The sequence below is a fragment of the Halomonas sp. TA22 genome, assembly GCF_013009075.1.
Lineage (GTDB): Bacteria > Pseudomonadota > Gammaproteobacteria > Pseudomonadales > Halomonadaceae > TA22.
In genome coordinates this window covers 1,745,932-1,768,663 of record NZ_CP053108.1, presented here as the reverse complement: position 1 = coordinate 1,768,663, position 22,732 = coordinate 1,745,932, and the positions used below count along the sequence as shown (strand labels likewise).

Here is a 22,732-nt window from a genome sequence, read left to right as displayed (position 1 = left end):
GACACGACTCCTGGCCCGGCCAAGCGGCTGCAGTAGGAAAGCCTGAAGCGATATTCAGGAGCGATGAGAGGGCTACCGACACATGCCGATGCCGGGTTTCGGCACTGCAGCAATTTCGGACTGAGGTCTTAACCTAGATCGCCAGGCCGCAATTGGCAATGGCTAGATCAGCTGGATACAAATGCCGACGCCCCATGGCAGGGGCGTCGGCAGCACTCGTGCATGGCGAGACTTAGAGGCCCGAGGCCGCCTTCAACGTACTCGCCTTGTCGGTTTTCTCCCAGGGGAAGGCGGTGAAGGTCTCGGTGTGCTCCTCGCCACTGGTGTCCTTCCAGGTGTAGCTGGTCTCGAAGGGCTCGCGGCCGAAGTGACCGTATGCGGCAGTCAGCCGATACATGGGGTGCAGCAGGTCGAGCATCTTGGTGATCGCATGGGGGCGCAGATCGAAATGCTCGCGCACCAACGCGATGATCCTGTCGTCGGAGACCTTGCCGGTATCGAAGGTATTGATCGACAGCGACGTAGGCTCGGCCACGCCGATGGCGTAGGAGACCTGGATTTCGCAGCGATCCGCAAGGCCGGCGGCAACGATGTTCTTGGCCACGTAGCGGCCGGCATAGGCGGCGCTGCGGTCGACCTTGGAGGGGTCCTTGCCGGAGAAGGCGCCGCCGCCATGGCGCGCCATGCCGCCATAGGTATCAACGATGATCTTGCGTCCGGTCAAGCCGCAGTCTCCCACCGGACCGCCGATCACGAACTTGCCGGTCGGGTTGATGTGATACTGGGTGTTGTCGTTCAACCACTCGGCCGGAATCACCTGTTCGATGATCTCGCGCTTGACCATCTTGCGCAGGTCGTCCTGATTGATCTCCGGATCGTGCTGGGTGGAGAGCACCACTGCATCGACGCCACACGGCTTGCCGCTCTCGTCGTAGTGGAACGTCACCTGGCTCTTGGCATCCGGGCGCAGCCACGGCAGCAGGCCGTTCTTGCGCAGCTCGGCCTGACGTTCGACCAGACGGTGCGCATAGTGGATCGGCGCCGGCATGAAAGTATCGGTCTCGTTGGTGGCGTAGCCGAACATCAACCCCTGGTCGCCGGCCCCCTGGTCTTCGGGATTGCTGCGATCGACCCCTTGGGCAATATCGACGCTCTGCTTGCCGATCAGATTGAGCACGCCGCAGGTTTCGCCATCGAAGCCGACGTCCGAGGAGGTGTAGCCGATATCCACGATGACCTGGCGCACCAGCTCCTCGAGGTCGACCCACGCCGAGGTGCTGATCTCGCCGGCAACGATCGCCACGCCAGTCTTGACCAGCGTCTCGCAGGCCACGCGGGCCTGCTTGTCACGAGCGATGATGGCATCCAGCACCGCATCGGAAATCTGATCGGCGATCTTGTCAGGATGTCCTTCGGACACGGACTCGGAAGTAAACAGGGAGTATTCGCTCATGCGACCTCGATCTCTCGGATAACGTTCGGGGCAAACCGCATCGCACACCAAATCGAGTGGCAAGGCGACGCTCGGCAATCCCCTGCGGGGCTCTCGATAGATGCCTACGGGGTTCGGGAGCGAAATTTTACACTGTCCCCCGAATGCTTCATAGGCATTGCTGGTGCCCACTCAGCGCCGCTCGTCGGTCATATCAGCCATCGGGCGGTGATGATTTGATGCCAGCGCACAACTCGGCGACAATATGGAACCCTGATTCATCGCCGCTCCTATGCGGCGATCTCCAGTCAAGACGCCTCCGGAGCCTTGGCCTTTGGCCGATCCGTAATCGTCACTGCTTAGTTGCCCCAGGCGAGGAGCTACCCATGCCGTCCCGTTTCGAACTGGCCAATGCCATTCGCGCCCTATCCATGGATGCCGTGCAGAAGGCCAACTCCGGCCATCCCGGCGCCCCCATGGGCATGGCCGACATCGCCGAAGTGCTGTGGAACGACTATCTCTCGCACAACCCGGCCAATCCGCGCTGGGCCGATCGCGACCGCTTCGTGCTCTCCAACGGCCACGGCTCGATGCTGCTCTACTCGCTGCTGCACCTGAGCGGCTACGAGCTGGGTCTCGAGGATCTGCAGCACTTCCGCCAGCTGCATTCCAAGACCCCCGGTCATCCGGAACTCGGCTATACCCCAGGCGTCGAGACCACCACTGGCCCGCTGGGCCAGGGCCTGGCCAATGCGGTGGGCATGGCGATCGCAGAGCGCACCCTGGCGGCGCAGTTCAACCGCCCCGGCCACGAGATCATCGACCACTACACCTACTGCTTCGTCGGTGACGGCTGCCTGATGGAGGGCATCTCCCATGAGGCATGCTCACTGGCCGGCACCCAGAAGCTCGGCAAGCTGGTGGTCTTCTACGACGACAACGGCATCTCCATCGACGGCGAGGTGCAGGGCTGGTTCACCGACGACACGCCCAAGCGTTTCGAGGCCTACGGATGGCATGTGGTACCCAATGTCGACGGACACAACGCGGAGGAGGTCAAGGCCGCCATCGAGCTGGCACGCAGCCATGACGACCGCCCCAGCCTGATCATCTGCAAGACCATCATCGGCTTTGGCGCCCCCAACAAGCAGGGCACCGAGGAGAGCCACGGTGCCGCCCTCGGCGAAGCCGAAGTGGCTGCCGCGCGCAAGCAGCTTGGCTGGCCACATGCGCCTTTCCACATTCCCGAAGAGATCTACCAGGGCTGGGATGCCACCCAGGCCGGCAGCAAGCGCGAGGCAGACTGGAATGCTCGCATGGCCCGCTACGCCGAGGCCTACCCGGCCGACGCTCGCGAACTCAAGCGTCGCCTCAAGGGTGAGCTGCCGGTCGACCTGAAGAGTGAAGCGCTCATCGAGCAGGCCCAGCAGAAGGGCGAGACCATCGCCACTCGCAAGGCGTCGCTTGGCTGCCTCAACGAGCTCGGCCCGCAGCTGCCCGAGCTGCTCGGCGGCAGTGCCGATCTGGCCCCCTCCAACCTGACCTTCTGGAAGGACGCCCGTGCGATCAGCGCCTCCGAGGCGGGCGGCAACTACCTGCACTATGGGGTTCGCGAGTTCGCCATGGGCGCGATCATGAACGGCATCAGTGCTCACGGCGGCTTCATTCCCTATGGCGCCACCTTCCTGACCTTCATGGAGTACATGCACAATGCCGTGCGTCTGACGGCATTGATGAACCGTCAGGTCATCTATGTGTTCACCCATGACTCCATCGGGCTTGGTGAGGATGGCCCAACCCACCAGCCGATCGAGCAGATGGGCGCACTGCGCTCCACCCCCAACCTCTCGACCTGGCGCCCCGCCGATGCGGTGGAGACTGCGGCGGCCTGGGACGCCGCGATCAAGCGTCACGGCGCGCCCACCGCACTGGTACTGTCACGCCAGAACCTGCCGCACCAGGCGCGTACCAAGAAGCAGCTGGGCGCCATCGAGCGCGGTGGCTATGTGCTCAAAGAGTGCGATGGCACGCCGGCACTGATCCTGATCGCCACCGGTTCCGAAGTCGGCCTGGCGATGGACGCCGCCGAAGCGCTCGCCGCCAAGGGCAAGGCGGTTCGCGTGGTGTCGATGCCCTCCACCGACGTGTTCGACAACCAGAGCCAGGAGTATCGCGAGTCGGTTCTGCCGACGAGCGTAAGAGCGCGCATTGCCATCGAAGCGAGCCATTTCGCCTATTGGCACAAGTACGTAGGGCTCGATGGGCGCATCATCGGCATGGACAGCTTCGGCGAATCCGCACCCGCCGCCGACCTGTTCAAGTACTACGGCTTCACCGTCGAGAACGTGATCGCCAAGGCCGAGGAGCTGCTGGCTGGAGCATGATCGCTGCCGCGTGATGCTAAACGCAAAGGGCCCGGCTTGCGCCGGGCCCTTTTGTTTGCACCGCTGCTTTGGCACGTCAGGCGATGGTGACATCCTTGGAGAGATAGACGTCCTGAATGGCGTTCAGCAGCGCGGCCCCCTCCTTCATCGGCTTCTGGAACGCCTTGCGCCCGGAGATCAGACCCATGCCGCCGGCGCGCTTGTTGATGACCGCCGTACGCACCGCTTCGCCAAGATCGGTATGCCCCTTGGAGCCACCGCCAGAGTTGATCAACCCGGCACGTCCCATGAAGCAGTTGGCGACCTGGTAACGGGCCAGATCGATGGGGTGATCGGAGGTGAGCTCATCGTAGACCTTGTCGTGGGTGTGGCCAAAGCCGACCGCTCTGTAGCCGCCATTGTTCTCGGCCAGCTTCTGCTTGACGATGTCGGCCTTGATGGTCGCCGCCATGTGGATCGCCTGACCGGTCAGGTCCGAGGAGACATGGTAGTCCGTGCCGTCCTTCTTGAAGTCGGCGTTGCGCAGGTAGGACCACAGCACGGTTACCATGCCGAGTTCGTGGGCACGTTCGAAGGCCTCGCTGATCTCCATGATCTGACGACGGCAGTCCGGAGAGCCGAAGTAGATGGTCGCACCGACCGCCACGCAGCCCATGTCGTGGGCCTGCTCCACCTGGGCGAACATCGTCTGGTCGTAGACCGCCGGATAGGTCAGCGTCTCGTTGTGGTTCAGCTTGAGCATGAACGGAATCTTGTGGGCGTAGCGCCGCGCCACCGAGGAGAGCACACCCAGCGTCGAGGCCACGCAGTTGCAGCCACCTTCAATCGCCAGCTCGACGATGTTCTTGGGATCGAAGTAGATCGGATTGGGGGCAAATGAGGCGCCGGCCGAGTGCTCAATACCCTGATCCACCGGCAGGATACTGACATAACCGGTGCCGGCGAGCCGCCCGTGGTTGAAGATCGACTGCATGTTGCGCAGCACATGCGGGCTGCGATCATTGTCCACCATCACCCGGTCAACGAAATCCGGGCCCGGCAGGTAGAGATCCTCCTTGCGAAAACCGCTGCAGGTATGGCCAAGCAGGCTATCGGCTTCGTCCCCGAGCAATTTGGCGATATCCGTCATTTGTTACGTCCTCTCTTTCCTTGAAGGTCCCTGGAAGTCAGCACATTGCACTAACAATCAACACACAGTTCTAACAAAAGTAGAAGAAGATTGCTTGTCCATTGCCATCATGAACCGCAGCGGGCCAATAAAAAAGTGCCCCGCCAAGGCGAGGGCAAGGATATGTCATTGCTTGCTGTGCCAGGGTCGGCTCAGGCCGCCCGCACCTCGATGCGCCGGCTACGATGCGCCTCTTTCCTGGGTAACGTGACTGTCAGCACACCATTGTCGAGGCCCGGGGCGAACACATAGATGCGGATCGCATCATCGGTACGCCCGATGTTGATCTGGGGGAAGCCTCCACGCGGCCCGGTACGAATGTCGGTGGCGTCGGGCTCCGGGAAGAGTTCTCCCACACCTGGCGTAGCCAGTCACAGCCCTGGAGTGCACTATCGAAACGCTTGAGATCTCCGAACATGATCGAACACCTCCTTATTCAGTAGCCATCAGCCATACCCCATGGAGCATCGGACGTCATATCAGCTGACAACGGCTCCACAATCTGCAAAATAGGATCGCTTCGGCCAGTTTCAAGTCCAAACAACACAAGGTCTCCCATGCCTGCACTTCGTGGCTTTCTCCGGTTATTGATCTTGCTGCTGATCGGCGATGCCCTGGTGACGCTGCTGCAACTGCCGGTCTCCAGCGGTGTCGCCGGCATGCTGCTGATGACGACCTGGCTGATACTGCGACGGCGAGTCGATGAGGATATCTCCGCCGCCAGCCAACCCCTGATCGCCCTGCTGGCGATGCTGATCATGCCCGGCGTGGTGGGGGTGTTCTTCATCGCCGAACAGTTCGCCGGCCAGTGGCTGGCGGTTGCCGTGGCGCTGGGCGCCGGCACGCTGCTGAGCGTGGCCACCACGCTATGGCTGATGCTGCGCTTCATGCCTCGCGCCGAGACACCGGATGAGGAGAGCTCTCGTGACTAGTGCCCTGATCGAACTGCGTGAGCATCTTCTGGCGACACCACTGCCCGCCATTGCCCTGACGCTTGCCGCCTATCTTGCCGGCATGCGCCTATTTCAACGGCTCGGCCGGCCGAGCTGGTGCCCACCGGTTTTGATCGGCGCGCTGCTGACCGCCTCCGCCCTGTGGCTGCTGGCGATCGATTACGTCGACTATCGCCGCGGTGCCGGCTGGCTGATGCTGCTGCTGGGCCCGGCCACGGTGGCACTTGGCGTGCCGCTCTACCAACAGTTGCCGCATATCCGTGCACTGTGGCGACCGATTCTGATCAGCCTGCCGCCGGCGGCGCTGCTCGCGGCGCTGTACGCCGTTGCCCTGGCTTGGGCGATGGGCGCGTCGCATGAGGTGATGGCCTCGCTTGCGCCCAAGTCGGTGACTGCGCCGATCGCCATCGGCATCACCGAGCAGCTCGGCGGCTCCATACCGCTGATGATGGGAGGGCTGCTGATCACCGGGGTCATGGCGACGATCTGCGTGGATCTGCTGGCCAGGCGATTCAAGATCGACGATCCGCGTGTGCTGGGCTTCGCACTCGGCGTCAACGGTCACGCCATCGGTACGGTACGCGCCTTCGAGCTGGGGCCTGCCGCTGGCGCCTTCGCGTCGCTGGGCATGAGCCTGACCGGCATCTTGAGCGCCCTACTCCTGCCTCTGGCCTGGCGCTGGTTCGGCTTGTGAGTCATGCCATGCGCCTGCCTGATGCAGCGGTGAGCGTCGTTTTACGTTAGAATCGCGCTCCTCCGTGTTTCATCTCATCCACCGCACGAGCCTGAATCATGGCCTATCGCATCGCCATCAACGGTTACGGTCGTATCGGCCAATGCGTGCTGCGCGCGCTGTTCGAGCGCCACGACGGGGCCGAGCCTGAGAACGAACTTGAGATAGTGGCGATCAACGAGCTCTCTGGGCTGGATACCATCGCCTACCTGACTCGCTACGACACCACCCATGGCCGCTTTCCCGGTCAGGTAAGTCAGGAGAAAGGTCACCTGCAGGTCAATGGCCACATGATTCGTGTGCTCTCCGAGCCAGACCCCGCCCAGCTGCCTTGGCGCGAACTCGAGGTCGACCTGGTGCTGGAGTGCTCGGGCAGCTTCAGCCGCCGCGACGTGGCCCAGACTCACCTGGCGGCGGGTGCCGGACGTCTACTCTTCTCGCAGCCCGCCGAGAGCGATGTCGATGCCACCATCGTGTGCGGCATCAACGATGCCGAGCTCGCCGCCCATCACCGTATCGTGTCGGCGGCATCGTGCACCACCAACTGCCTGGTGCCGATCCTCACCGTGCTCGACGATGCGCTGGGGATCGACCATGGGGTCACCACGACCATTCACTCGGCGATGAACGATCAGCCGGTGATCGACGCCTACCACCAGACCGACCTGCGACTGGCGCGCTCGGCGATGCACTCCATCGTGCCGGTGGATACCGGCCTTGCACGCGGCATCAATCGCCTGATGCCTCACCTGGCGGGACGTTTCGAGTGCCTGCACGTGCGCGTGCCGACCATCAACGTCTCGGCCATGGACCTGGCGCTATCGGTACGCACCGACACCTCGGCTGGCGAGGTCAACGCCCTGCTGCGCGAGGCCTGCGCCACACGCCTTCAAGGACTGGTCGGCTTCACCGAGGAGCCGGTGGCCTCGGTCGACTTCAACCACGATCCGCGCTCGGGTATCGTGGATGCCACTCAAACCCGTGTCGCCGGTGGTCGCCTGATCAAGATGCTGTGCTGGTTCGACAACGAATGGGGGTTCGCCAATCGCATGCTCGACGTCGCACGGCAGCTGGCGCGGCTCGATACCCCTGGCCGGCCGTCATAACCCGTCTCCATTCAACAACGCGAGGGATACGCCAATGAACGTACGCAAAATGACCGATCTCGATCTTGCCGGCAAACGAGTGCTGATCCGTGAAGATTTGAACGTGCCGATCAAGAACGGCAAGGTGACCAGCGATGCGCGTCTGCGCGCCGCGCTACCGACCATCGAGGCCGCCCGCGACGCCGGCGCCAAGGTAATGCTGATGAGTCACCTGGGACGTCCCGCCGAAGGCGAGCCGGCCGAGGAGTTCTCGCTTGCGCCGGTCGCAGAGCACCTCGGCGAGCTGCTTGGGCGCCGCGTCAGCCTGATCGCCGACTATCTCGATGTCTCCCTCGATCTGGCCGATGGCGAGGTGGTGCTGCTCGAGAACGTGCGCTTCAACAAGGGCGAGAAGAAGGATGCCGAGGCCCTGGCCCAGCAGTACGCCGCACTGTGCGACATCTATGTGATGGACGCCTTCGGCACCGCCCACCGTGCCCAGGCGTCAACCCACGGCGTGGCGCGCTTCGCCCCCACCGCCTGCGCGGGGCCCCTGCTGGCCCGCGAACTCGATGCGCTGCAGAAGGCGCTGGCCATCCCCGCACGCCCGATGCTGGCCATCGTCGGCGGCTCCAAGGTCTCCACCAAGCTCGACGTACTCAACGCGCTCTCCGAGAAGTGCGACCAGCTGATCGTCGGCGGCGGCATCGCCAATACCTTCATCGCCGCGGCGGGGTATAATGTCGGCAAGTCGCTGTATGAGGCCGACCTGGTCGATCAAGCCAAGGCGTTCATGGCCAAGGTCGAGATTCCGCTGCCCAGCGACGTGGTCGTGGCAACCGAGTTCTCCGAAGCCGCCAAGGCCACCGTCAAGCCGGTTGACCAGGTGAGCGATGACGAGATGATTCTCGATATCGGCCCCGAGACCGCTGCACGCCTGGGCGGCATGCTCAAGAGCGCCGGTACGATCCTCTGGAACGGGCCGGTCGGTGTGTTCGAGATCGACTCGTTCGCCAAGGGCACCGAGGTGATCTCCCGGGCGATCGCCGCAAGTCCGGCCTTCTCGATTGCCGGAGGTGGCGACACCCTGGCGGCCATCGACAAGTTCGGCATCGCCGATCAGGTCTCGTACATCTCCACCGGCGGTGGTGCCTTCCTCGAGTATGTCGAAGGCAAGACCCTGCCGGCCGTGGCCGCGCTGGAAGCCGCCTTCGAGGCCGCCAAGTAACGTTCGCAGCGACACATGCCGGACCATGCGGCGTGGCCATCGTGCCACGCCGTTATCACGTAGCAACCTAGCCAGACGGACCGCTAGCCTATCGCTAGCCCGCGAAGAGAGACAGGTGAGTCAATGGCACTGATCAGCATGCGCCAACTGTTGGACCACGCCGCCGAGTACGCTTACGGCGTGCCGGCCTTCAACGTCAACAATCTCGAGCAGATGCGCGCCATCATGCTAGCCGCCGACGCGACCGACTCGCCGGTCATCGTCCAGGCCTCCGCCGGTGCGCGCAAGTACGCCGGCGCGCCCTTCCTGCGCCACCTGATCCTGGCGGCTATCGAGGAGTTCCCGCATATCCCGGTGGTCATGCACCAGGATCACGGCACCTCCCCCGCCGTATGCCAGCGCTCCATCCAGCTGGGCTTCAGCTCGGTGATGATGGATGGCTCGCTGGGCGAGGATGGCAAGACCCCGACCGACTACGCCTATAACGTCGACGTCACCCGCCGTACCGTCGAGATGGCGCATGCCTGCGGGGTGTCGGTAGAGGGTGAGCTTGGCTGCCTGGGCAGCCTGGAGACCGGCATGGCCGGCGAGGAGGATGGCATCGGCGCCGAGGGCAAGCTCTCTCATGAGCAGATGCTCACCGACCCCGAAGAGGCCGCCGACTTCGTCAAGGCCACCCAGGTGGATGCCTTGGCCATCGCCATCGGCACCAGCCACGGTGCCTACAAGTTCACCAAGCCGCCCACCGGCGACACGCTCTCCATCTCGCGTATCAAGGAGATCCACGCGCGCATTCCCAACACCCACCTGGTGATGCACGGCTCCTCCTCGGTACCGCAGGAGTGGCTCGAGGTGATCAACGCCTACGGTGGCGAAATCCCCGAAACTTACGGCGTGCCGGTCGAGGAGATCGTCGAAGGCATCAAGCATGGCGTACGCAAGGTCAATATCGATACCGACCTGCGCCTGGCCTCCACCGGGGCGGTGCGCCGCTTTCTGGCCGAGCATCCGGCGGAGTTCGACCCGCGCAAGTTCCTCAAGGAGACCGTCACCGCCATGCATGGCGTCTGTGTGGCGCGCTTCGAGGCGTTCGGTACCGCCGGCAACGCCAGCCGCATCAAGCCGATCACGCTGGAGCAGATGTTCGAGCGTTACGCGCGCGGCGAGCTGGACCCGCGAGTGAATTGATCGCGCTGCAAGCGATGAGAAACGGCCACTTTGGTGGCCGTTTGTTTCGTTCGAACGCCGGTAGGCGAGATGCAGACAGCGTCAGCCTGGGTCGACAAGAACGTAACAATTTGATGCGGTGCAACATAGGCTATTGCGACACAGCAAAAACTGCTCTAACACTGTAGTCAGTGCATCGAGCTGGCGATTTTTCTTTGCCCTTCTTCTTCCAAGAGTATTTCACATGAGCAAATCTACTGATATCCCCACCATCCCCATGACTCCTGCCGCGATGTTCGATGTCTGGAAGGTCGGGGTGATGGCGTTCGAGCTTTGGTCCACCTCCCTCTCCACCATCGCCATGCGCAACAACCTTTGGTATACCCAGGCCCCCACCAGCGCCAAGATGATGAAAGAGAACCATAAGATGGTGACCGAAAAGCTCGAGGCGAGCATGGAGATGGGCCTTGAGATGCAGAAAGCCATGTTCGGCATGGCCTCCGGTCAACACGCTCCATGGTGGGTCACCAGCCGCCTCATGATGACGCCCTATCATCGCCGCAGTAGCGCCAACTCCAAGCGTCTTTCCAAGCGCTGACAGGCGCTCATTCAGGGCTGGCCGCTTCCGGTGCCACTTCGATGCTCTCCCCCTCGGCATCCTCGCCTTCACTGCATCAGATATCTCCTTAATGGCAGGGAGTTGAGCGGCTTCTGACATTAGGGAACTCGACTAAGGTGTAGTGACAGCCAGTTGCTGGACTGGGTGCCTGCCACTACTATGGGAACGTTCCCATTCAGAGCAAACGTCCCTTGCCAGAGAGCCTCAGTCGCCACCGTCGCGCCACGCTGCTCGAGGTCGCAAGCGATACAGGCGTCTCCAAGACCAGCGTACCGCGCTACTTCGGCGCCGAGCGCGAGCGCCTCTCTGCTGCCATGCAGGCGCGTATCACCCCTGGCGCCTGGCATCCCCTCTTCAGGCCTCACCGCCAAGATACATCCCCTTCAATGCCGGGCTGATCCCGCGCGGCTCCACCGGCGCTGATTGAAATGACCATGACAGGAGGCTTCATGCAGACGCACACCGCTTCGCCCGAGATACTCGCCTTCGGCGAGGCCATGACGATGTTCGTCGCCGACACGCCGGGTGAGCTGCCAGGCGTCGAGCATTTTCAGCGGCGCATCGCCGGCGCCGACACCAATGTCGCCATCGGCCTGGCCAGACTCGGCTTTCACGTCGGCTGGTTGAGCCGTGTCGGCGATGACAGCTTCGGTACCTATATCCGCCGCACGCTTGAGGCCGAGGGGCTGGACTGTCGCCATCTGCTGGCCGACCCGCAGCACCCCACCGGGCTAATGTTCAAGGAGCGTGCCGAGGGAGGGGCCGACCCCCGCGTCGAGTATTTCCGTCGTGGCAGTGCCGCCAGCCACCTCTCGCCTGATGATGCGCAGCAGGTGGATTTCGCCGCCGTGCGCCACCTGCACGCCACGGGCATTCCCGCCGCAGTATCAATGAGTTGCCGGGAGCTCTCCTGGCACATGCTCGATCAAGCACGCCACAGCGGCGCCACCATCTCCTTCGACCCCAACCTGCGTCCCATGCTGTGGGAGAGCGAGCGGCAGATGCGCGAGACACTCAACGCCATGGCCGCACGAGCCGACTGGGTACTGCCGGGCCTCGCCGAAGGATGCCTGCTGACTGGACTGGAGACGCCCCACGACATTGCCGGCTTCTATCTCGACCAGGGTGCCAAGGCGGTAATCATCAAACTCGGCCCAGAGGGGAGCTACTATCGCGGCAACCTCGCCAAGCATGATGAGAGCTTCACCGTCCCCGGATTCGAAGTCGACGAGGTGGTGGATACCGTAGGCGCCGGCGACGGCTTTGCGGTTGGCATGGTCAGTGCACTGCTCGACGGCCTCTCGCCACGTGCCGCCGTACGCCGTGGCAACCTGATCGGTGCTCAGGCGGTACAAGTGATCGGTGACATGGAGGGCCTGCCCAGCCGTACGCGATTGAACGAACTGGAAGCTGGCCTGCCTCCCCTGGATTGAAGGAGTTCCCATGAGAAAGCGTATCGTGGCGTTTCGGCGCCTGCAGGATAGCCACCTAGAGCAGCTGCGGCGCGACTTCGAGGTCGACTATTTCGTCGAACTCGACTCGGCCGACGATCCGGCGTTCCGCACCGCCCTCGCCAATGCTCACGGCCTGATCGGTTCGAGCCTGAAAATACCTGCCGCCCTGCTCGACGCAGCGCCAAAGCTTGAAGCCGTCGCCACCATTTCGGTGGGCTATGACAATTATCCGCTGGAGGAGATGACCCACCGCGGTATCCTGCTGTGCAATACCCCTGACGTGCTCACCGAGACCACCGCCGATACCGGGTTTGCCTTGATCATGGCGTCGGCGCGGCGAGTGGTGGAACTTGCCGAATTCATTCGCCGTGGCGACTGGCAGGAGAACATCGGCGAGGCGCAGTTTGGCAATGACGTGCATGGCAAGATACTGGGCATGATCGGTCTCGGCCGGATCGGAGCTGCTATCGCCCGTCGCGGCGCGCTGGGTTTCGGTATGCCTATTCTCTACTCCAACGCTTCACCCAAACCGGCGCTGGAAGCCGAGCTCGGCGCCAGACGCTGCGAGATGGACGAGCTCTTGCAGCAGGCTGATTTCGTCTGTGTCACCGTACCGCTGGCCGCCGACACCGAGCAGCTGATCGGCGAGCGTGAGTTCTCGCTGATGAAATCCTCGGCGATCTTCATCAATATCGCCCGCGGCAAGGTGGTCGACGAGGCGGCCCTGATCGCCGCATTGAAGGAGGGCGCGATCAAGGCGGCAGGTCTTGATGTCTTCGAGCAAGAACCCTTGGGGAGCGATTCGCCACTACCGCATATGCGCAATGTGGTCGCCCTGCCGCACATTGGCTCGGCCACCCATGAGACTCGCACCGCCATGGCGCAGCGTGCGGTGGACAACATCAGCCTGGCCCTCAGGGGCGAGCGCCCGATTAGCCTGGTCAACGAGAGCGTCTGGGAGAATCGTCAGCGACGCTGAGTTCGCGAGCGCCCAAGCCCTCGCCTGCTATGCTGGATGGAGCCACCCAATCACCATCACGTGAGGTTTGCATGTCTGCACCGCTCTGCCTGCTCTTCGATTCCGATGGCACCCTGGTCGACAGCGAGATCATGCTCGCCGGGGTGATGGCCGAGGTATTGCCGCGCTTCGGCCTGCCCTTCACCGCCAGGCAGTACATGGAGGAGTTCCGGGGTGTGCGCTTTCTCACTATCGTTCTTGAGCTGGAATCACGCCATATACCACTCGAGGATGAATGCCGCCTTGAGCTTGAGCGCGCCATGCGTGAATTGATGGAGCAGCGCATGCGCGAATCACTGCAGCCAATCGCCGGTATTCCGGACGCCCTGCAAGCTCTGAGCAACTACCCTCTGGCGGTGGTCTCCAACGGCCCCGAACGCAAGATCCGCTGTGCGATGGAGAGTGTGGGACTTGCCCATCATTTCGACGACAGGCTCTTCAGTGCCTACACACTGGGGGTGTGGAAACCTGACCCGACACTCTACCTGAAAGCGGCCGAAGCGATGGACTACCACCCCTCGCGCTGCGTGGTGATCGACGACGCCGTCGTGGGAGTGGCGGCCGGGCTTCAGGCAGGTATGCAGGTGATTCACCTCAACCATTTCCCTGAGAGCGAAACGACCCCCAAGGGAGCCATCGCCATCCATCATGCCAGCGAATTGCTAGCCGTGATTGCCAAGCTTGCCAATGAGGTAGCTGCTTAACCATAGAAAAACCGCTTCCGGCATTGCCGAAAGCGGTTGGACGCTTCCTTACCGCTCGGACTCTAAGTGAATCCGCCGCCCTTCCTTGGGCAGTTAGTTAAAAGAGGCTATTACCAGCTCTGTTCCTGATCAGTAGCGGTATCGTCGCCTTCATCATCGAAGGTGAACTCTTCCTCTTCGTTTTCATATTCGGTATCAGTATCGGTATCGAAATCGTCATCACCGAACTCGTTACCCATGTTGGTAGTTGGTAGAGCAGTTGGCTTTTAACCAATTGGTCGTAGGTTCGAATCCTACACGACCCACCAAATTATCGATTGCGCCCCGGTTCCTCGGCTCTCCTGCCTCTCTTGCAGGTGAGTCAGGGCCGGGGCGCTTTCGTGTGGCGCCGGCAGCGGTCCGAAAAGGGATCAAAACCCAGCGTATTAGGAGTAGAATTAAACGCGGGGCCACGAGGCGGGAGCCGCCTTGTTGCGCCTTCAGGAGTGTTGCGAGATGCCATAGAGGCCCTCGATGACATGTCTGATACATGCGGGGGGAGCCCCCGCCAGTCACGGTGATAGACACGATGACGACGATGATTACCCAGCGTGCCGAGGTGCGCGAACTCTTGGCGCGAGCCTACTGCCCGACGCGGATTCCCGCTCAGGATGAACAGCGCATTGCAGAGATCAAGCACTTGCTGCAGGTCCACAATGCCGTGCTGGTGGCGCACTACTATACCGACGATGCGATCCAGCAGCTTGCCGAGGAGACCGGCGGCTGCGTTGCCGACTCGCTGGAGATGGCGCGCTTCGGCGCTCGCCACGACGCCTCCACTTTGGTGGTCGCGGGGGTGCGTTTCATGGGCGAGACCGCCAAGATCCTCTCGCCCGAGAAGCGCGTGCTGATGCCGACCCTGGAGGCGACCTGTTCGCTCGACCTGGGCTGCCCGGCCGATGAGTTCGCTGCCTTCTGCGACCAACACCCCGAGCGCACGGTGGTGGTCTACGCCAATACTTCGGCGGCGGTGAAGGCGCGTGCCGATTGGGTGGTGACCTCATCGATCGCGGTGGAGGTGATCGAGCACCTGCAGGCGCGGGGGGAAAAGATCCTATGGGCGCCGGACAAGCATCTGGGTGGCTATATTCAGCGCAAGACGGGTGCCGACATGCTGCTCTGGGATGGCGCCTGCATCGTTCATGACGAGTTCAAGGCCAGGGGACTTCTCGACCTCAAGGCGCTCTATCCCGATGCGGCGATCCTGGTGCATCCGGAGTCCCCCGGCTCGGTGGTCGAGCTGGCCGATGTGGTGGGCTCCACCTCGCAGCTGATCAAGGCGGCCAAGACGCTGCCCCACGACAAGCTGGTGGTGGCCACCGACCGTGGCATCTTCTTCAAGATGCAGCAGGCGGTGCCCGCCAAGACCCTGTTCGAGGCACCCACCGCGGGTAACGGCGCCACCTGCAAGAGCTGCGCGCACTGCCCGTGGATGGCAATGAATGGCTTGGACAACCTGGCTGGCGCCCTGCGCGAAGGCAGCGGCGAGATCTTCGTTGATGACGCCCTGCGGGTCCGGGCGCTCAAGCCGCTGGAACGGATGCTCGATTTCCAGCAGTAGCGGCGAAGGTCAGAACTGCTCCAGGGACTTGCGATATTCGAGGAAATCCTTGCGGCGTTGCTCGATGCGGCTCGCCAGGTTGGTGTCTCCGCTACGCTGCGCCACCTGCTTGGCCACGTCGAGCTGACGCACGGCGCTGTCGATACGCCCGGTGAGTTGCAGATGCTCGGCACGCGCTAGGTGCCCCAGGCCGTCACGTCCACTTCGGCCGGCGGCTTCGGCGAGCAGGGCGAAGACATAAGGATCCTCGGCGCGTCGCTCGCTGAGTTCGCGCAGCACGCGATAGGCCTGCTCCGGGTCGCGCTGTAGCAGCGCTTCGCCCTGCAGGCGGCTGGCCGGCATGTAGTCCGGCATCAGTCTCAGCACACGGCGTGCCCGCTCGATGGCCTCGTCGTACTGGCCGGCATCGAAGGCCACTTCGGCGGCACTGACCGGAATCATCGGCAGGTCGGGCAGCTCGCCTGCCAGTGAGTCCAGTTCGCTCAGGGCGCGCTGGATGTTGCCGCGCTCGGCGTCGACCAGGGCGTCGAGATAGCGGGTGACGTGGGCGCTGGGGTTGCTCTGCGCCAGGCGCGCTGCGGCCTGGCTTGGGTTGCTCGAGTGTACCGCGAGTAGGGCGCGAGCACGGATCAGGTCATAGTGCGGCCCACTGTCGCGGGGGGAGCGGGGCGTAAGCTGGCTGGCCCGCGCCTCGCTGTCGGTGATGCGCGTCTCGGTCACCGGGTGGGTGAGCAGGAACTCCGGCGGGTTACCGCCCTGCAGCGAGGCCATGCGCTGCATGGCGCGAAACATGCGCACCATGGCCTCGGGGTCGTAGCCGGCCTGCGCCATGGCCTGCAGCCCGATGCGATCGGCCTCCTCCTCGAAGCGCCGCGAGTAGGCCAGCTGATCCTGGATGAAGGCCGCCTGGGAGCCCATTACCACGCCGATCCCGGCATCGCCGCCACCACCGGCCGCAATCAGCATGCCGGCGAGCATCGCTGCCATGGTGGGTATCTGGGTCTGTTCGGCACGTGCCTGGCGCCTGGCGTAGTGACGCTGGGAGAGGTGGCCGAGTTCGTGGGCGATCACCGAGGCGAAGGCCGCCTCCCCCTCGGCGAAGGCGAACATGCCGGAGTTGACGCCGATCACGCCGCCGGGCACGGCGAAGGCATTGAGCATCCGGCTTTCGACCAGGGCGACGCTGATGCGAGTATCGGGAAGCCCGCTATGGGGAAGCAGGTGAGCGACCAGCGCTTCCACGTAATCCTGGGTGATCGGGTCCTGCCAGATCGAGGCCTGGGCGCGGAACTGCCTTAGCCAGGCGCGCCCCAGGCGGTACTCCTCGACGCTTGACGAGCCGGCCCCGGCGCTGCTGAGCTGGGGCAGGCCATAGTCGTCCATGCTGCTTGCCTGAAGCGGCGATGAGGTGGACAGTAGCAGGCCACAAGCGACAAGACAGGGCTTCCAGAAGTGCGTCATCTCCATCCTCACGGTGTGGTGCAACATGGCCGACATGACTCGGACATTGATTCGGCTGGCTAAGTGCCTGTAGATTCCAAACCCTATGCTAAAGAGATGGCGGGAGTTTTGGTATGGGAACTCTGGCCCGTTATGGTTATCTGCAATCCTAGTCACTCACTTCCGGGAGAATAGCATGGTCATGCAAACCGATGATCTGCTCGATGCATGCGGCCTGCCGTGTCCCTTGCCGCTGCTCAAGGCCAAACAGGCGCTTTCGCGTCTCGCCCCTGGTCAGCTGCTGGAGGTGCGCTCCACCGATGCCGGCTCGTGGCGGGATTTCGAAACTTTCATTGCCCACAGCGAGCATGAGATGACTGCCCGCGAGGAGCGTAAAGGGGTCTACCTTTTCTGGATCCGCAAGGGACCGGGAGTCGCCTCGGCATGACCATGCGTGAGCTGTTCAAGAGCTGGGTCGAGCGCTACTTCTCCGACGAGGAGGCAGTGATCCTGCTGGTGGTTCTGGTGCTGGGCTTTGCGGCAGTCATCTGGCTGGGGCGCATGCTGGCACCGTTCTTCACCGCCCTGGTGATGGCGTTTCTATTGCAGGGGGCAGTCAACGCCCTGATCCGGCGTGGCGTGCCGCATCTGCTGGCGGTGATCCTGATCTTCCTAGGCTTCATCGGGCTGCTGCTGGCGATGGCCCTGATTCTGATGCCATTGATCTGGAATCAGCTGGTGAGTTTGGTGCAGGAGACGCCGCGCATGTTCGCCAGCGGTCAGCTGCTGCTAGACGATCTGCAGGAGCGTTACCCTAACCTGGTGACGCCCGATCAGATCCAGAACTGGATTGGCGTGGCCGGGCGCGAAATGACCCAACTGGGACAGCGTGCGCTGACGCTGTCGCTGGCGTCACTGGGCAATGTGCTGGCATTGATCATCTACCTGGTGCTGGTGCCGATCCTGGTCTTCTTCATGCTCAAGGATCGCGAGCAGCTGGTGGGTTTCATGCTCTCCTTGTTGCCGCAGAAGCGCACGCTGATGACACGCATCTGGAACGAGATGGATGACCAGATCGCCAACTACGTGCGCGGCAAGTTCATCGAGATCATGATCGTCGGCACCGTCGCCTTTCTCACCTTCGCCTTCTTCGGGCTCCCCTACTCGGCGCTGCTGGCGGTGTTGGTGGGGCTGTCGGTGCTGGTGCCCTATATCGGCGCGGCGGTGGCGACCCTGCCAGTGGCGGCGGTGGCAGGCTTCCATTTCGGCATGAGCGACCAGTTCGTCTATGTACTGATCGCTTATGGCATCATCCAGGCGCTGGATGGCAATGTGTTGGTGCCGATCCTGTTCTCCGAAGCGGTCAACCTGCATCCAGTATCGATCATCCTGGCGGTGCTGTTCTTCGGTGGCATCTGGGGGTTCTGGGGAATATTCTTCGCCATCCCACTGGCCACGCTACTCAAGGCACTGGTGCAGGCCTGGCCAAGGGGCATCGACAGTCGCAGCAAGCGCGTGGTGCTGGAGACCGCCGAGGAGTGAACTTGGTGCATGCATTGGCCCCGCCTGGCGGGGCCGTGAGATTCAGCCGGCGTTGAGCGCTTGGGCGGCGGCGAGCACCTCCTCGACATGCCTCGCCACCTTGACGCCACGCCACTCCCGGGCGAGCTTGCCATCGGCATCGATCAGGAAGGTGCTGCGCTCGATGCCCAGGTGCTCCTTGCCATACAACTTCTTGAGCTTGATGACGTCGAAGAGCTGACACACCGCTTCGTCCTTGTCGGAGATCAGGTCGAAGTTGAAGCCCTGCTTGGCCTTGAAGTTCTCCTGGGCGCGGATGCCATCGCGGGAGACGCCGAGGATCACCGTATTGGCTTGCTCGAATGCTTCCTTGCGATCGCGGAAGTCGCCCCCCTCGGTGGTGCAGCCCGGCGTGCTGGCCTTGGGGTAGAAATAGATCACTACCTGCCTGCCCTTGAGCTCGGCAAGCGTGACGCTGGTATCGCCAGTGGCGCTGGCGGTGAAGTCGGGAACGGGTTGGCCGAGGGTGACGCTCATGAATGGCTCCTGCTAGTTGGTGTGGCGCGAAGTGGAGTGGCTGGAAAATGTCAGGCGATTACACGCAACTGACCGTCATCTGTAAAGTACCGCCGGATGTCGCGGCGGGTTCTGTACAGGCTTTCGCGGCCTGAGTACCATCTACCCCCTGGGTGCACGCCTAAGAAGCACCGCACGCTGGGCAAGGTCGAGTGCGGGCCAAGGTTTCATAGAGGAAAAGAGAGCATGATCACAGGCAGTATCGTCGCCCTGGTGACGCCGATGAAGGTGGGGGGAGAGATCGATTGGCCGGCACTGCGCCGCCTGGTCAACTTCCACCTCGAGAACGGGACCGATGGCATCGTTGCCGCCGGTACGACCGGCGAGCCGACCACCATGTCATTTGCCGAACACTTCGACGTGATTCGTACCGTGGTGGAGGAGGTGGCCGGCCGCATTCCGGTGATCGCCGGCACCGGTGCCAACGCCACATCCGAGGCGGTGGAGCTTGCCCGCTACGCCAAAGAAGTGGGCGCCGACTACTGCCTCTCGGTGTGCCCCTACTACAACAAGCCGACCCAGGAAGGCCTGTTCCAGCACTTCAAAGCGGTGGCCGAGGGCGGCAATCTGCCGGTGATTCTCTACAACGTACCGGGACGCACCTGCTCGGATCTCTACAACGAGACTGTGCTGCGTCTGGCCGAGGTGGACAATATCATCGGTCTCAAGGATGCCACCGGCAACCTCGAGCGTGCCGAGGATCTCATTCAGCGTCTCAAAGGCAGCGACTTCAAGCTCTACTCCGGTGACGACGGTACGGCCTGCGACTTCATGCTGATGGGTGGACATGGCGACATTTCGGTGACCGCCAACGTGGCGCCGCGCGCCATGCACGACCTGTGCAAGGCCGCTATCGCCGGCGATGCCGATACCGCGCACCCAATCAATACTCGCTTGATGCCGCTGCATACCCAGCTCGGGGTGGAGTCCAATCCGATCCCCGTCAAGTGGGCACTCAACCGCATGGGGTATGCCGAAGCGGGCATCCGCCTGCCGATGACCTGGCTCTCGGAGAAGTATCACTCCACGGTCAGCGAGGCGCTGCAACTGGCAGGCGTTATCGAAGATTGACCCCGAGCCAAGCTAGGCTCTCCATGGCTCGTTAATTAAGGTGGATGCATGAACCCTGCGTTGAAATGGATGCCGCTGGCCGTCTCGGTGATGCTCGTCGTGGCTGGCTGCTCACGTGATGGCTACTATCACGACCGCAACATCGACTACACCACCGCGCAGCCCAGCAGGCCACTGGTGTTGCCCGACACGCGCGACCTCAGTCGTTATCGTGACGCCATGCCCATCCCCGAGGCGCGCAACGAGTTCGTCGCACCGGAGGGGCGCTTCCGAGTGCCACGTCCCGATGCGGTGGCGAGCGGCAGTCAACATAGGTTCGTCGAACGCCGCGATGCCGGCCAGGAAGGCTGGCTGATCATCGATGCCGAGCCCGGATCCGTCTGGCCGCAACTGGAAGACTTTGCGCGTCGTCAGGGGCTGGGCATTGTCAGCAGCGACCCTGCTCAAGGTGTATTGACGACCGATCAGGGTACCTTGAGGGTGAGGTCGGGGCTACGTTCCGGTGTCAGCGAGGTGCGCTGCGAGCAGGGCGGTGTGACCCAGCCGCAATGTCTGGATGCGCTGGATGGCTATCTGATGGCGGAGAGTCAGACCGCCAGCGCGTCGGCACTCGCCTCCCAGCGGCAGCGCGCCAGCGAACGCCAGGAGTCGGTTCGCCTCGAGCGCAGCGGCGATGAGTGGTATATGACGGTCGATGCCGACGCCCAGCGCGTGTGGAGCGAGCTCGGTTACCAACTCGAGCGCAACTTCGTCGAGGAGAGCCGACAGCTGCTGCTCGAGAGCAACGCTGACACACGTGACTTCCTGATCGAATACATGACCGTCAGCGAGCGCAATCGCGGCGCCTTCTCGATCGTGTTCAGTGCCGACGTGCGTCAGACCGCGCAGTGGCTGCGTCTCGCGCTGGAGGAGACCGGGCCCGAGCGGACCGAGGTGCGGGTGATCAACGAGAGTAACAAGCCGCTCTCTGCCGAGGACTCCCGCGAGTTGCTCGACACGCTGGCGGCCATGCTGCGCTGAGGCCTGAGCATGGTGCACGATAGCGGCCAGGTGCCCAGCGCAGGCCTGCGTTTTGCCTCGCTTGGCAGCGGTAGCAAGGGCAATGCCACCCTGATCAGCGATGGCGAGACCCAGGTGCTGGTGGATTGCGGCTTCGGCATGCGCGAGGCCGAGCGCCGGCTGGGAGCGCTCGGCGTTCATCCTCGCCAGCTCGATGCGATCCTGCTCACCCATGAGCATGGCGACCATATCCGTGGCGTGGGGGCGCTGGCGCGGCGGCATGACCTGCCGGTCTATCTGACCCCGGGCAGCTGGCTGTCGAAGCGCCTGGGCGAGGTGCCGCGCCATCACTGGATCACCCCGCAGTCGCGCTTCGCCATCAAGAGTCTCGAGATCGAGCCGATCACGGTGCCTCACGATGCCCGCGAGCCGGTGCAGTTTCGCTTCGCCTCGCAGGGGCGCAGCCTGGGCGTGCTGACCGATCTGGGCCACGCCACCGCGCACGTGGTCGAGTGCTTTCGCGGCTGCGATGCGTTGATCATCGAGTGCAATCACGATCGGCGCATGCTGGCCGAGGGGCCCTATCCGCCGCGCCTCAAGCAGCGCGTGGGTGGGCATTGGGGGCATCTGGCCAATACCCAGGCGGCCGCGTTGCTGATTCAGCTGGGACTCGACCGGCTGCAGCACATCGCCTGTGCGCACCTGTCGGAACACAATAATCGCCCCGAGTTGGTGCTGGAGGCGCTGGCGCCACTGCTCGATGGCGATGAATCACGATTGAGGGTGTCCGCCCAGGACAAGGGACTGGGTTGGCAGACCATCAATTAACCGTATTTCGGAGACCTCCCGATGCAAAAGCGTCAAGAACTCTATGCCGGCAAGGCCAAGTCGGTCTATTACACCGATGACCCGGATCGACTGATCCTGCATTTCCGCGACGATACCAGCGCCTTCGATGGCGAGAAGATGGAGTCGCTGGCGCGCAAAGGGATGGTCAACAACAAGTTCAATGCCTTCATCATGGGCAAGCTCGAGGCGGCGGGGATTTCCACCCATTTCGACGGGCTGGTGTCCGATACCGAATGTGTGGTCAAGAAACTCGAGATGATCCCGGTGGAGTGCGTGGTGCGCAACATCGCCGCCGGCAGCCTGGTACGCCGTCTCGGAATCGAGGAGGGGCGCGAACTCACCCCGCCGACCTTCGAGCTGTTTCTCAAGAACGACGCCCAGCACGACCCGATGATCAACGAGTCGCTGGCCGAGACCTTCGGCTGGGCGACCGCCGAGCAACTCGCCGAGATGAAGGCGCTGACCTTCAAGGTCAACGAGGTACTCAAGCAGCTGTTCCTCGATGGCGGCATGCTGCTGGTCGACTACAAGCTGGAATTCGGGCTGTTCAAGGAAGAGATCGTGCTTGGCGATGAGTTCTCGCCGGACGGTTGCCGCCTGTGGGACGTCACGACCCGCGAAAAGATGGATAAGGACCGCTTCCGTCAGGGGCTTGGGGGGGTCATCGAAGCCTACGAGGAGGTCGGTCGGCGCATCGGCGTTACCTTCGACTGAGCGCGTGCCGACATGTG

Annotated in this window: 24 protein-coding genes; 18 read left to right on the top strand and 6 right to left on the bottom strand. The window is 63.0% G+C overall.

From position 1 onward, the window contains the following. Positions 1 to 232: 232 nt before the first annotated feature. On the bottom strand, positions 233 to 1,453 hold the full coding sequence (gene metK / locus HJD22_RS08250) for a methionine adenosyltransferase (RefSeq protein ID WP_208656575.1): 1,221 nt from the start codon (positions 1,451 to 1,453) through the stop codon (positions 233 to 235). A 365-nt stretch (positions 1,454 to 1,818) separates the two neighbouring features. Here metK and tkt point away from each other — a divergent pair, with 365 nt between their 5' ends. Further along, positions 1,819 to 3,816 (top strand): transketolase, encoded by a 1,998-nt coding sequence (gene tkt, locus HJD22_RS08245; RefSeq protein ID WP_208656576.1) that lies wholly within the window; start codon positions 1,819 to 1,821, stop codon positions 3,814 to 3,816. A gap of 76 nt (positions 3,817 to 3,892) precedes the next feature. Here tkt and HJD22_RS08240 read toward each other — a convergent pair whose 3' ends face one another. Then, positions 3,893 to 4,945 carry a class I fructose-bisphosphate aldolase gene (locus HJD22_RS08240; RefSeq protein ID WP_208656577.1) on the bottom strand — a complete coding sequence of 351 codons (1,053 nt, stop codon included), beginning with the start codon at positions 4,943 to 4,945 and terminating at the stop codon, positions 3,893 to 3,895. 191 nt (positions 4,946 to 5,136) lie between these two features. Next, positions 5,137 to 5,340: a hypothetical protein gene (locus HJD22_RS08235; protein WP_208656578.1), complete on the bottom strand. Its 204-nt coding sequence runs from the start codon at positions 5,338 to 5,340 to the stop codon at positions 5,137 to 5,139. A gap of 201 nt (positions 5,341 to 5,541) precedes the next feature. Here HJD22_RS08235 and HJD22_RS08230 point away from each other — a divergent pair, with 201 nt between their 5' ends. The 10 genes from HJD22_RS08230 (at position 5,542) to HJD22_RS08185 (ending at position 13,945) form a co-directional block, all read left to right on the top strand. Continuing rightward, positions 5,542 to 5,916: a CidA/LrgA family protein gene (locus HJD22_RS08230; protein WP_208656579.1), complete on the top strand. Its 375-nt coding sequence runs from the start codon at positions 5,542 to 5,544 to the stop codon at positions 5,914 to 5,916. After that, positions 5,909 to 6,631, top strand: coding sequence for an LrgB family protein (locus HJD22_RS08225; protein WP_248730172.1), 723 nt, complete (start codon positions 5,909 to 5,911; stop codon positions 6,629 to 6,631). Before HJD22_RS08230 ends, HJD22_RS08225 begins: the two co-directional genes overlap by 8 nt. Before the next feature lie 98 nt (positions 6,632 to 6,729). Continuing rightward, complete coding sequence (locus HJD22_RS08220) at positions 6,730 to 7,776, top strand: type I glyceraldehyde-3-phosphate dehydrogenase (protein ID WP_208656581.1); 1,047 nt, start codon at positions 6,730 to 6,732, stop codon at positions 7,774 to 7,776. A 34-nt stretch (positions 7,777 to 7,810) separates the two neighbouring features. After that, the gene (locus tag HJD22_RS08215) at positions 7,811 to 8,983 is read left to right on the top strand and encodes a phosphoglycerate kinase (RefSeq protein ID WP_208656582.1); all 1,173 of its coding nucleotides are present in this window, start codon (positions 7,811 to 7,813) and stop codon (positions 8,981 to 8,983) included. A gap of 123 nt (positions 8,984 to 9,106) precedes the next feature. Continuing rightward, positions 9,107 to 10,171 (top strand): class II fructose-bisphosphate aldolase, encoded by a 1,065-nt coding sequence (gene fba / locus HJD22_RS08210; RefSeq protein ID WP_208656583.1) that lies wholly within the window; start codon positions 9,107 to 9,109, stop codon positions 10,169 to 10,171. 223 nt (positions 10,172 to 10,394) lie between these two features. Further along, entirely contained in the window at positions 10,395 to 10,748 is a 354-nt protein-coding gene (locus tag HJD22_RS08205; RefSeq protein ID WP_208656584.1) for a hypothetical protein, read from the top strand. 212 nt (positions 10,749 to 10,960) lie between these two features. Next, positions 10,961 to 11,167 (top strand): hypothetical protein, encoded by a 207-nt coding sequence (locus HJD22_RS08200; protein WP_208656585.1) that lies wholly within the window; start codon positions 10,961 to 10,963, stop codon positions 11,165 to 11,167. 51 nt (positions 11,168 to 11,218) lie between these two features. Continuing rightward, positions 11,219 to 12,202 (top strand): sugar kinase, encoded by a 984-nt coding sequence (locus HJD22_RS08195; RefSeq protein WP_208656586.1) that lies wholly within the window; start codon positions 11,219 to 11,221, stop codon positions 12,200 to 12,202. 10 nt (positions 12,203 to 12,212) lie between these two features. Beyond that, positions 12,213 to 13,202: a D-glycerate dehydrogenase gene (locus tag HJD22_RS08190; RefSeq protein WP_208656587.1), complete on the top strand. Its 990-nt coding sequence runs from the start codon at positions 12,213 to 12,215 to the stop codon at positions 13,200 to 13,202. Between the two features lie 71 nt (positions 13,203 to 13,273). Further along, positions 13,274 to 13,945 (top strand): HAD family phosphatase, encoded by a 672-nt coding sequence (locus HJD22_RS08185; protein ID WP_208656588.1) that lies wholly within the window; start codon positions 13,274 to 13,276, stop codon positions 13,943 to 13,945. Positions 13,946 to 14,055: 110 nt separating this feature from the next. Here HJD22_RS08185 and HJD22_RS17970 read toward each other — a convergent pair whose 3' ends face one another. Continuing rightward, positions 14,056 to 14,184, bottom strand: coding sequence for a hypothetical protein (locus HJD22_RS17970; protein WP_302051014.1), 129 nt, complete (start codon positions 14,182 to 14,184; stop codon positions 14,056 to 14,058). Positions 14,185 to 14,513: 329 nt separating this feature from the next. Here HJD22_RS17970 and nadA point away from each other — a divergent pair, with 329 nt between their 5' ends. Then, a complete protein-coding gene (gene nadA / locus HJD22_RS08180; protein ID WP_248730170.1) occupies positions 14,514 to 15,545 on the top strand; it encodes a quinolinate synthase NadA in 1,032 nt (343 codons plus the stop codon). Positions 15,546 to 15,554: 9 nt separating this feature from the next. Here nadA and HJD22_RS08175 read toward each other — a convergent pair whose 3' ends face one another. Further along, positions 15,555 to 17,006, bottom strand: a complete 1,452-nt coding sequence (locus HJD22_RS08175) for a M48 family metalloprotease (RefSeq protein ID WP_248730169.1) — start codon at positions 17,004 to 17,006, stop codon at positions 15,555 to 15,557. A gap of 175 nt (positions 17,007 to 17,181) precedes the next feature. On the opposite strand from HJD22_RS08175, the gene HJD22_RS08170 reads away from it, so the two are divergent. Both HJD22_RS08170 and HJD22_RS08165 read left to right on the top strand, forming a co-directional pair. Next, positions 17,182 to 17,433 carry a sulfurtransferase TusA family protein gene (locus HJD22_RS08170; protein ID WP_208656514.1) on the top strand — a complete coding sequence of 84 codons (252 nt, stop codon included), beginning with the start codon at positions 17,182 to 17,184 and terminating at the stop codon, positions 17,431 to 17,433. Then, positions 17,430 to 18,527, top strand: a complete 1,098-nt coding sequence (locus HJD22_RS08165; RefSeq protein WP_208656515.1) for an AI-2E family transporter — start codon at positions 17,430 to 17,432, stop codon at positions 18,525 to 18,527. Before HJD22_RS08170 ends, HJD22_RS08165 begins: the two co-directional genes overlap by 4 nt. Before the next feature lie 42 nt (positions 18,528 to 18,569). Here HJD22_RS08165 and HJD22_RS08160 read toward each other — a convergent pair whose 3' ends face one another. Further along, positions 18,570 to 19,043, bottom strand: coding sequence for a peroxiredoxin (locus HJD22_RS08160; protein WP_208656516.1), 474 nt, complete (start codon positions 19,041 to 19,043; stop codon positions 18,570 to 18,572). A gap of 225 nt (positions 19,044 to 19,268) precedes the next feature. Between HJD22_RS08160 and dapA the strand changes: the two genes are divergently transcribed. The 4 genes from dapA to purC are packed head-to-tail and all read left to right on the top strand — an operon-like array spanning position 19,269 to position 22,715. Next, positions 19,269 to 20,153 carry a 4-hydroxy-tetrahydrodipicolinate synthase gene (dapA, locus tag HJD22_RS08155; protein WP_208656517.1) on the top strand — a complete coding sequence of 295 codons (885 nt, stop codon included), beginning with the start codon at positions 19,269 to 19,271 and terminating at the stop codon, positions 20,151 to 20,153. A 48-nt stretch (positions 20,154 to 20,201) separates the two neighbouring features. Continuing rightward, positions 20,202 to 21,173, top strand: coding sequence for a lipoprotein, NlpB (locus HJD22_RS08150; RefSeq protein WP_248730168.1), 972 nt, complete (start codon positions 20,202 to 20,204; stop codon positions 21,171 to 21,173). A gap of 9 nt (positions 21,174 to 21,182) precedes the next feature. Then, a complete protein-coding gene (locus HJD22_RS08145; RefSeq protein ID WP_208656518.1) occupies positions 21,183 to 21,980 on the top strand; it encodes an MBL fold metallo-hydrolase in 798 nt (265 codons plus the stop codon). Between the two features lie 21 nt (positions 21,981 to 22,001). Next, entirely contained in the window at positions 22,002 to 22,715 is a 714-nt protein-coding gene (purC, locus tag HJD22_RS08140) for a phosphoribosylaminoimidazolesuccinocarboxamide synthase (RefSeq protein ID WP_208656519.1), read from the top strand. Positions 22,716 to 22,732: the final 17 nt, after the last annotated feature.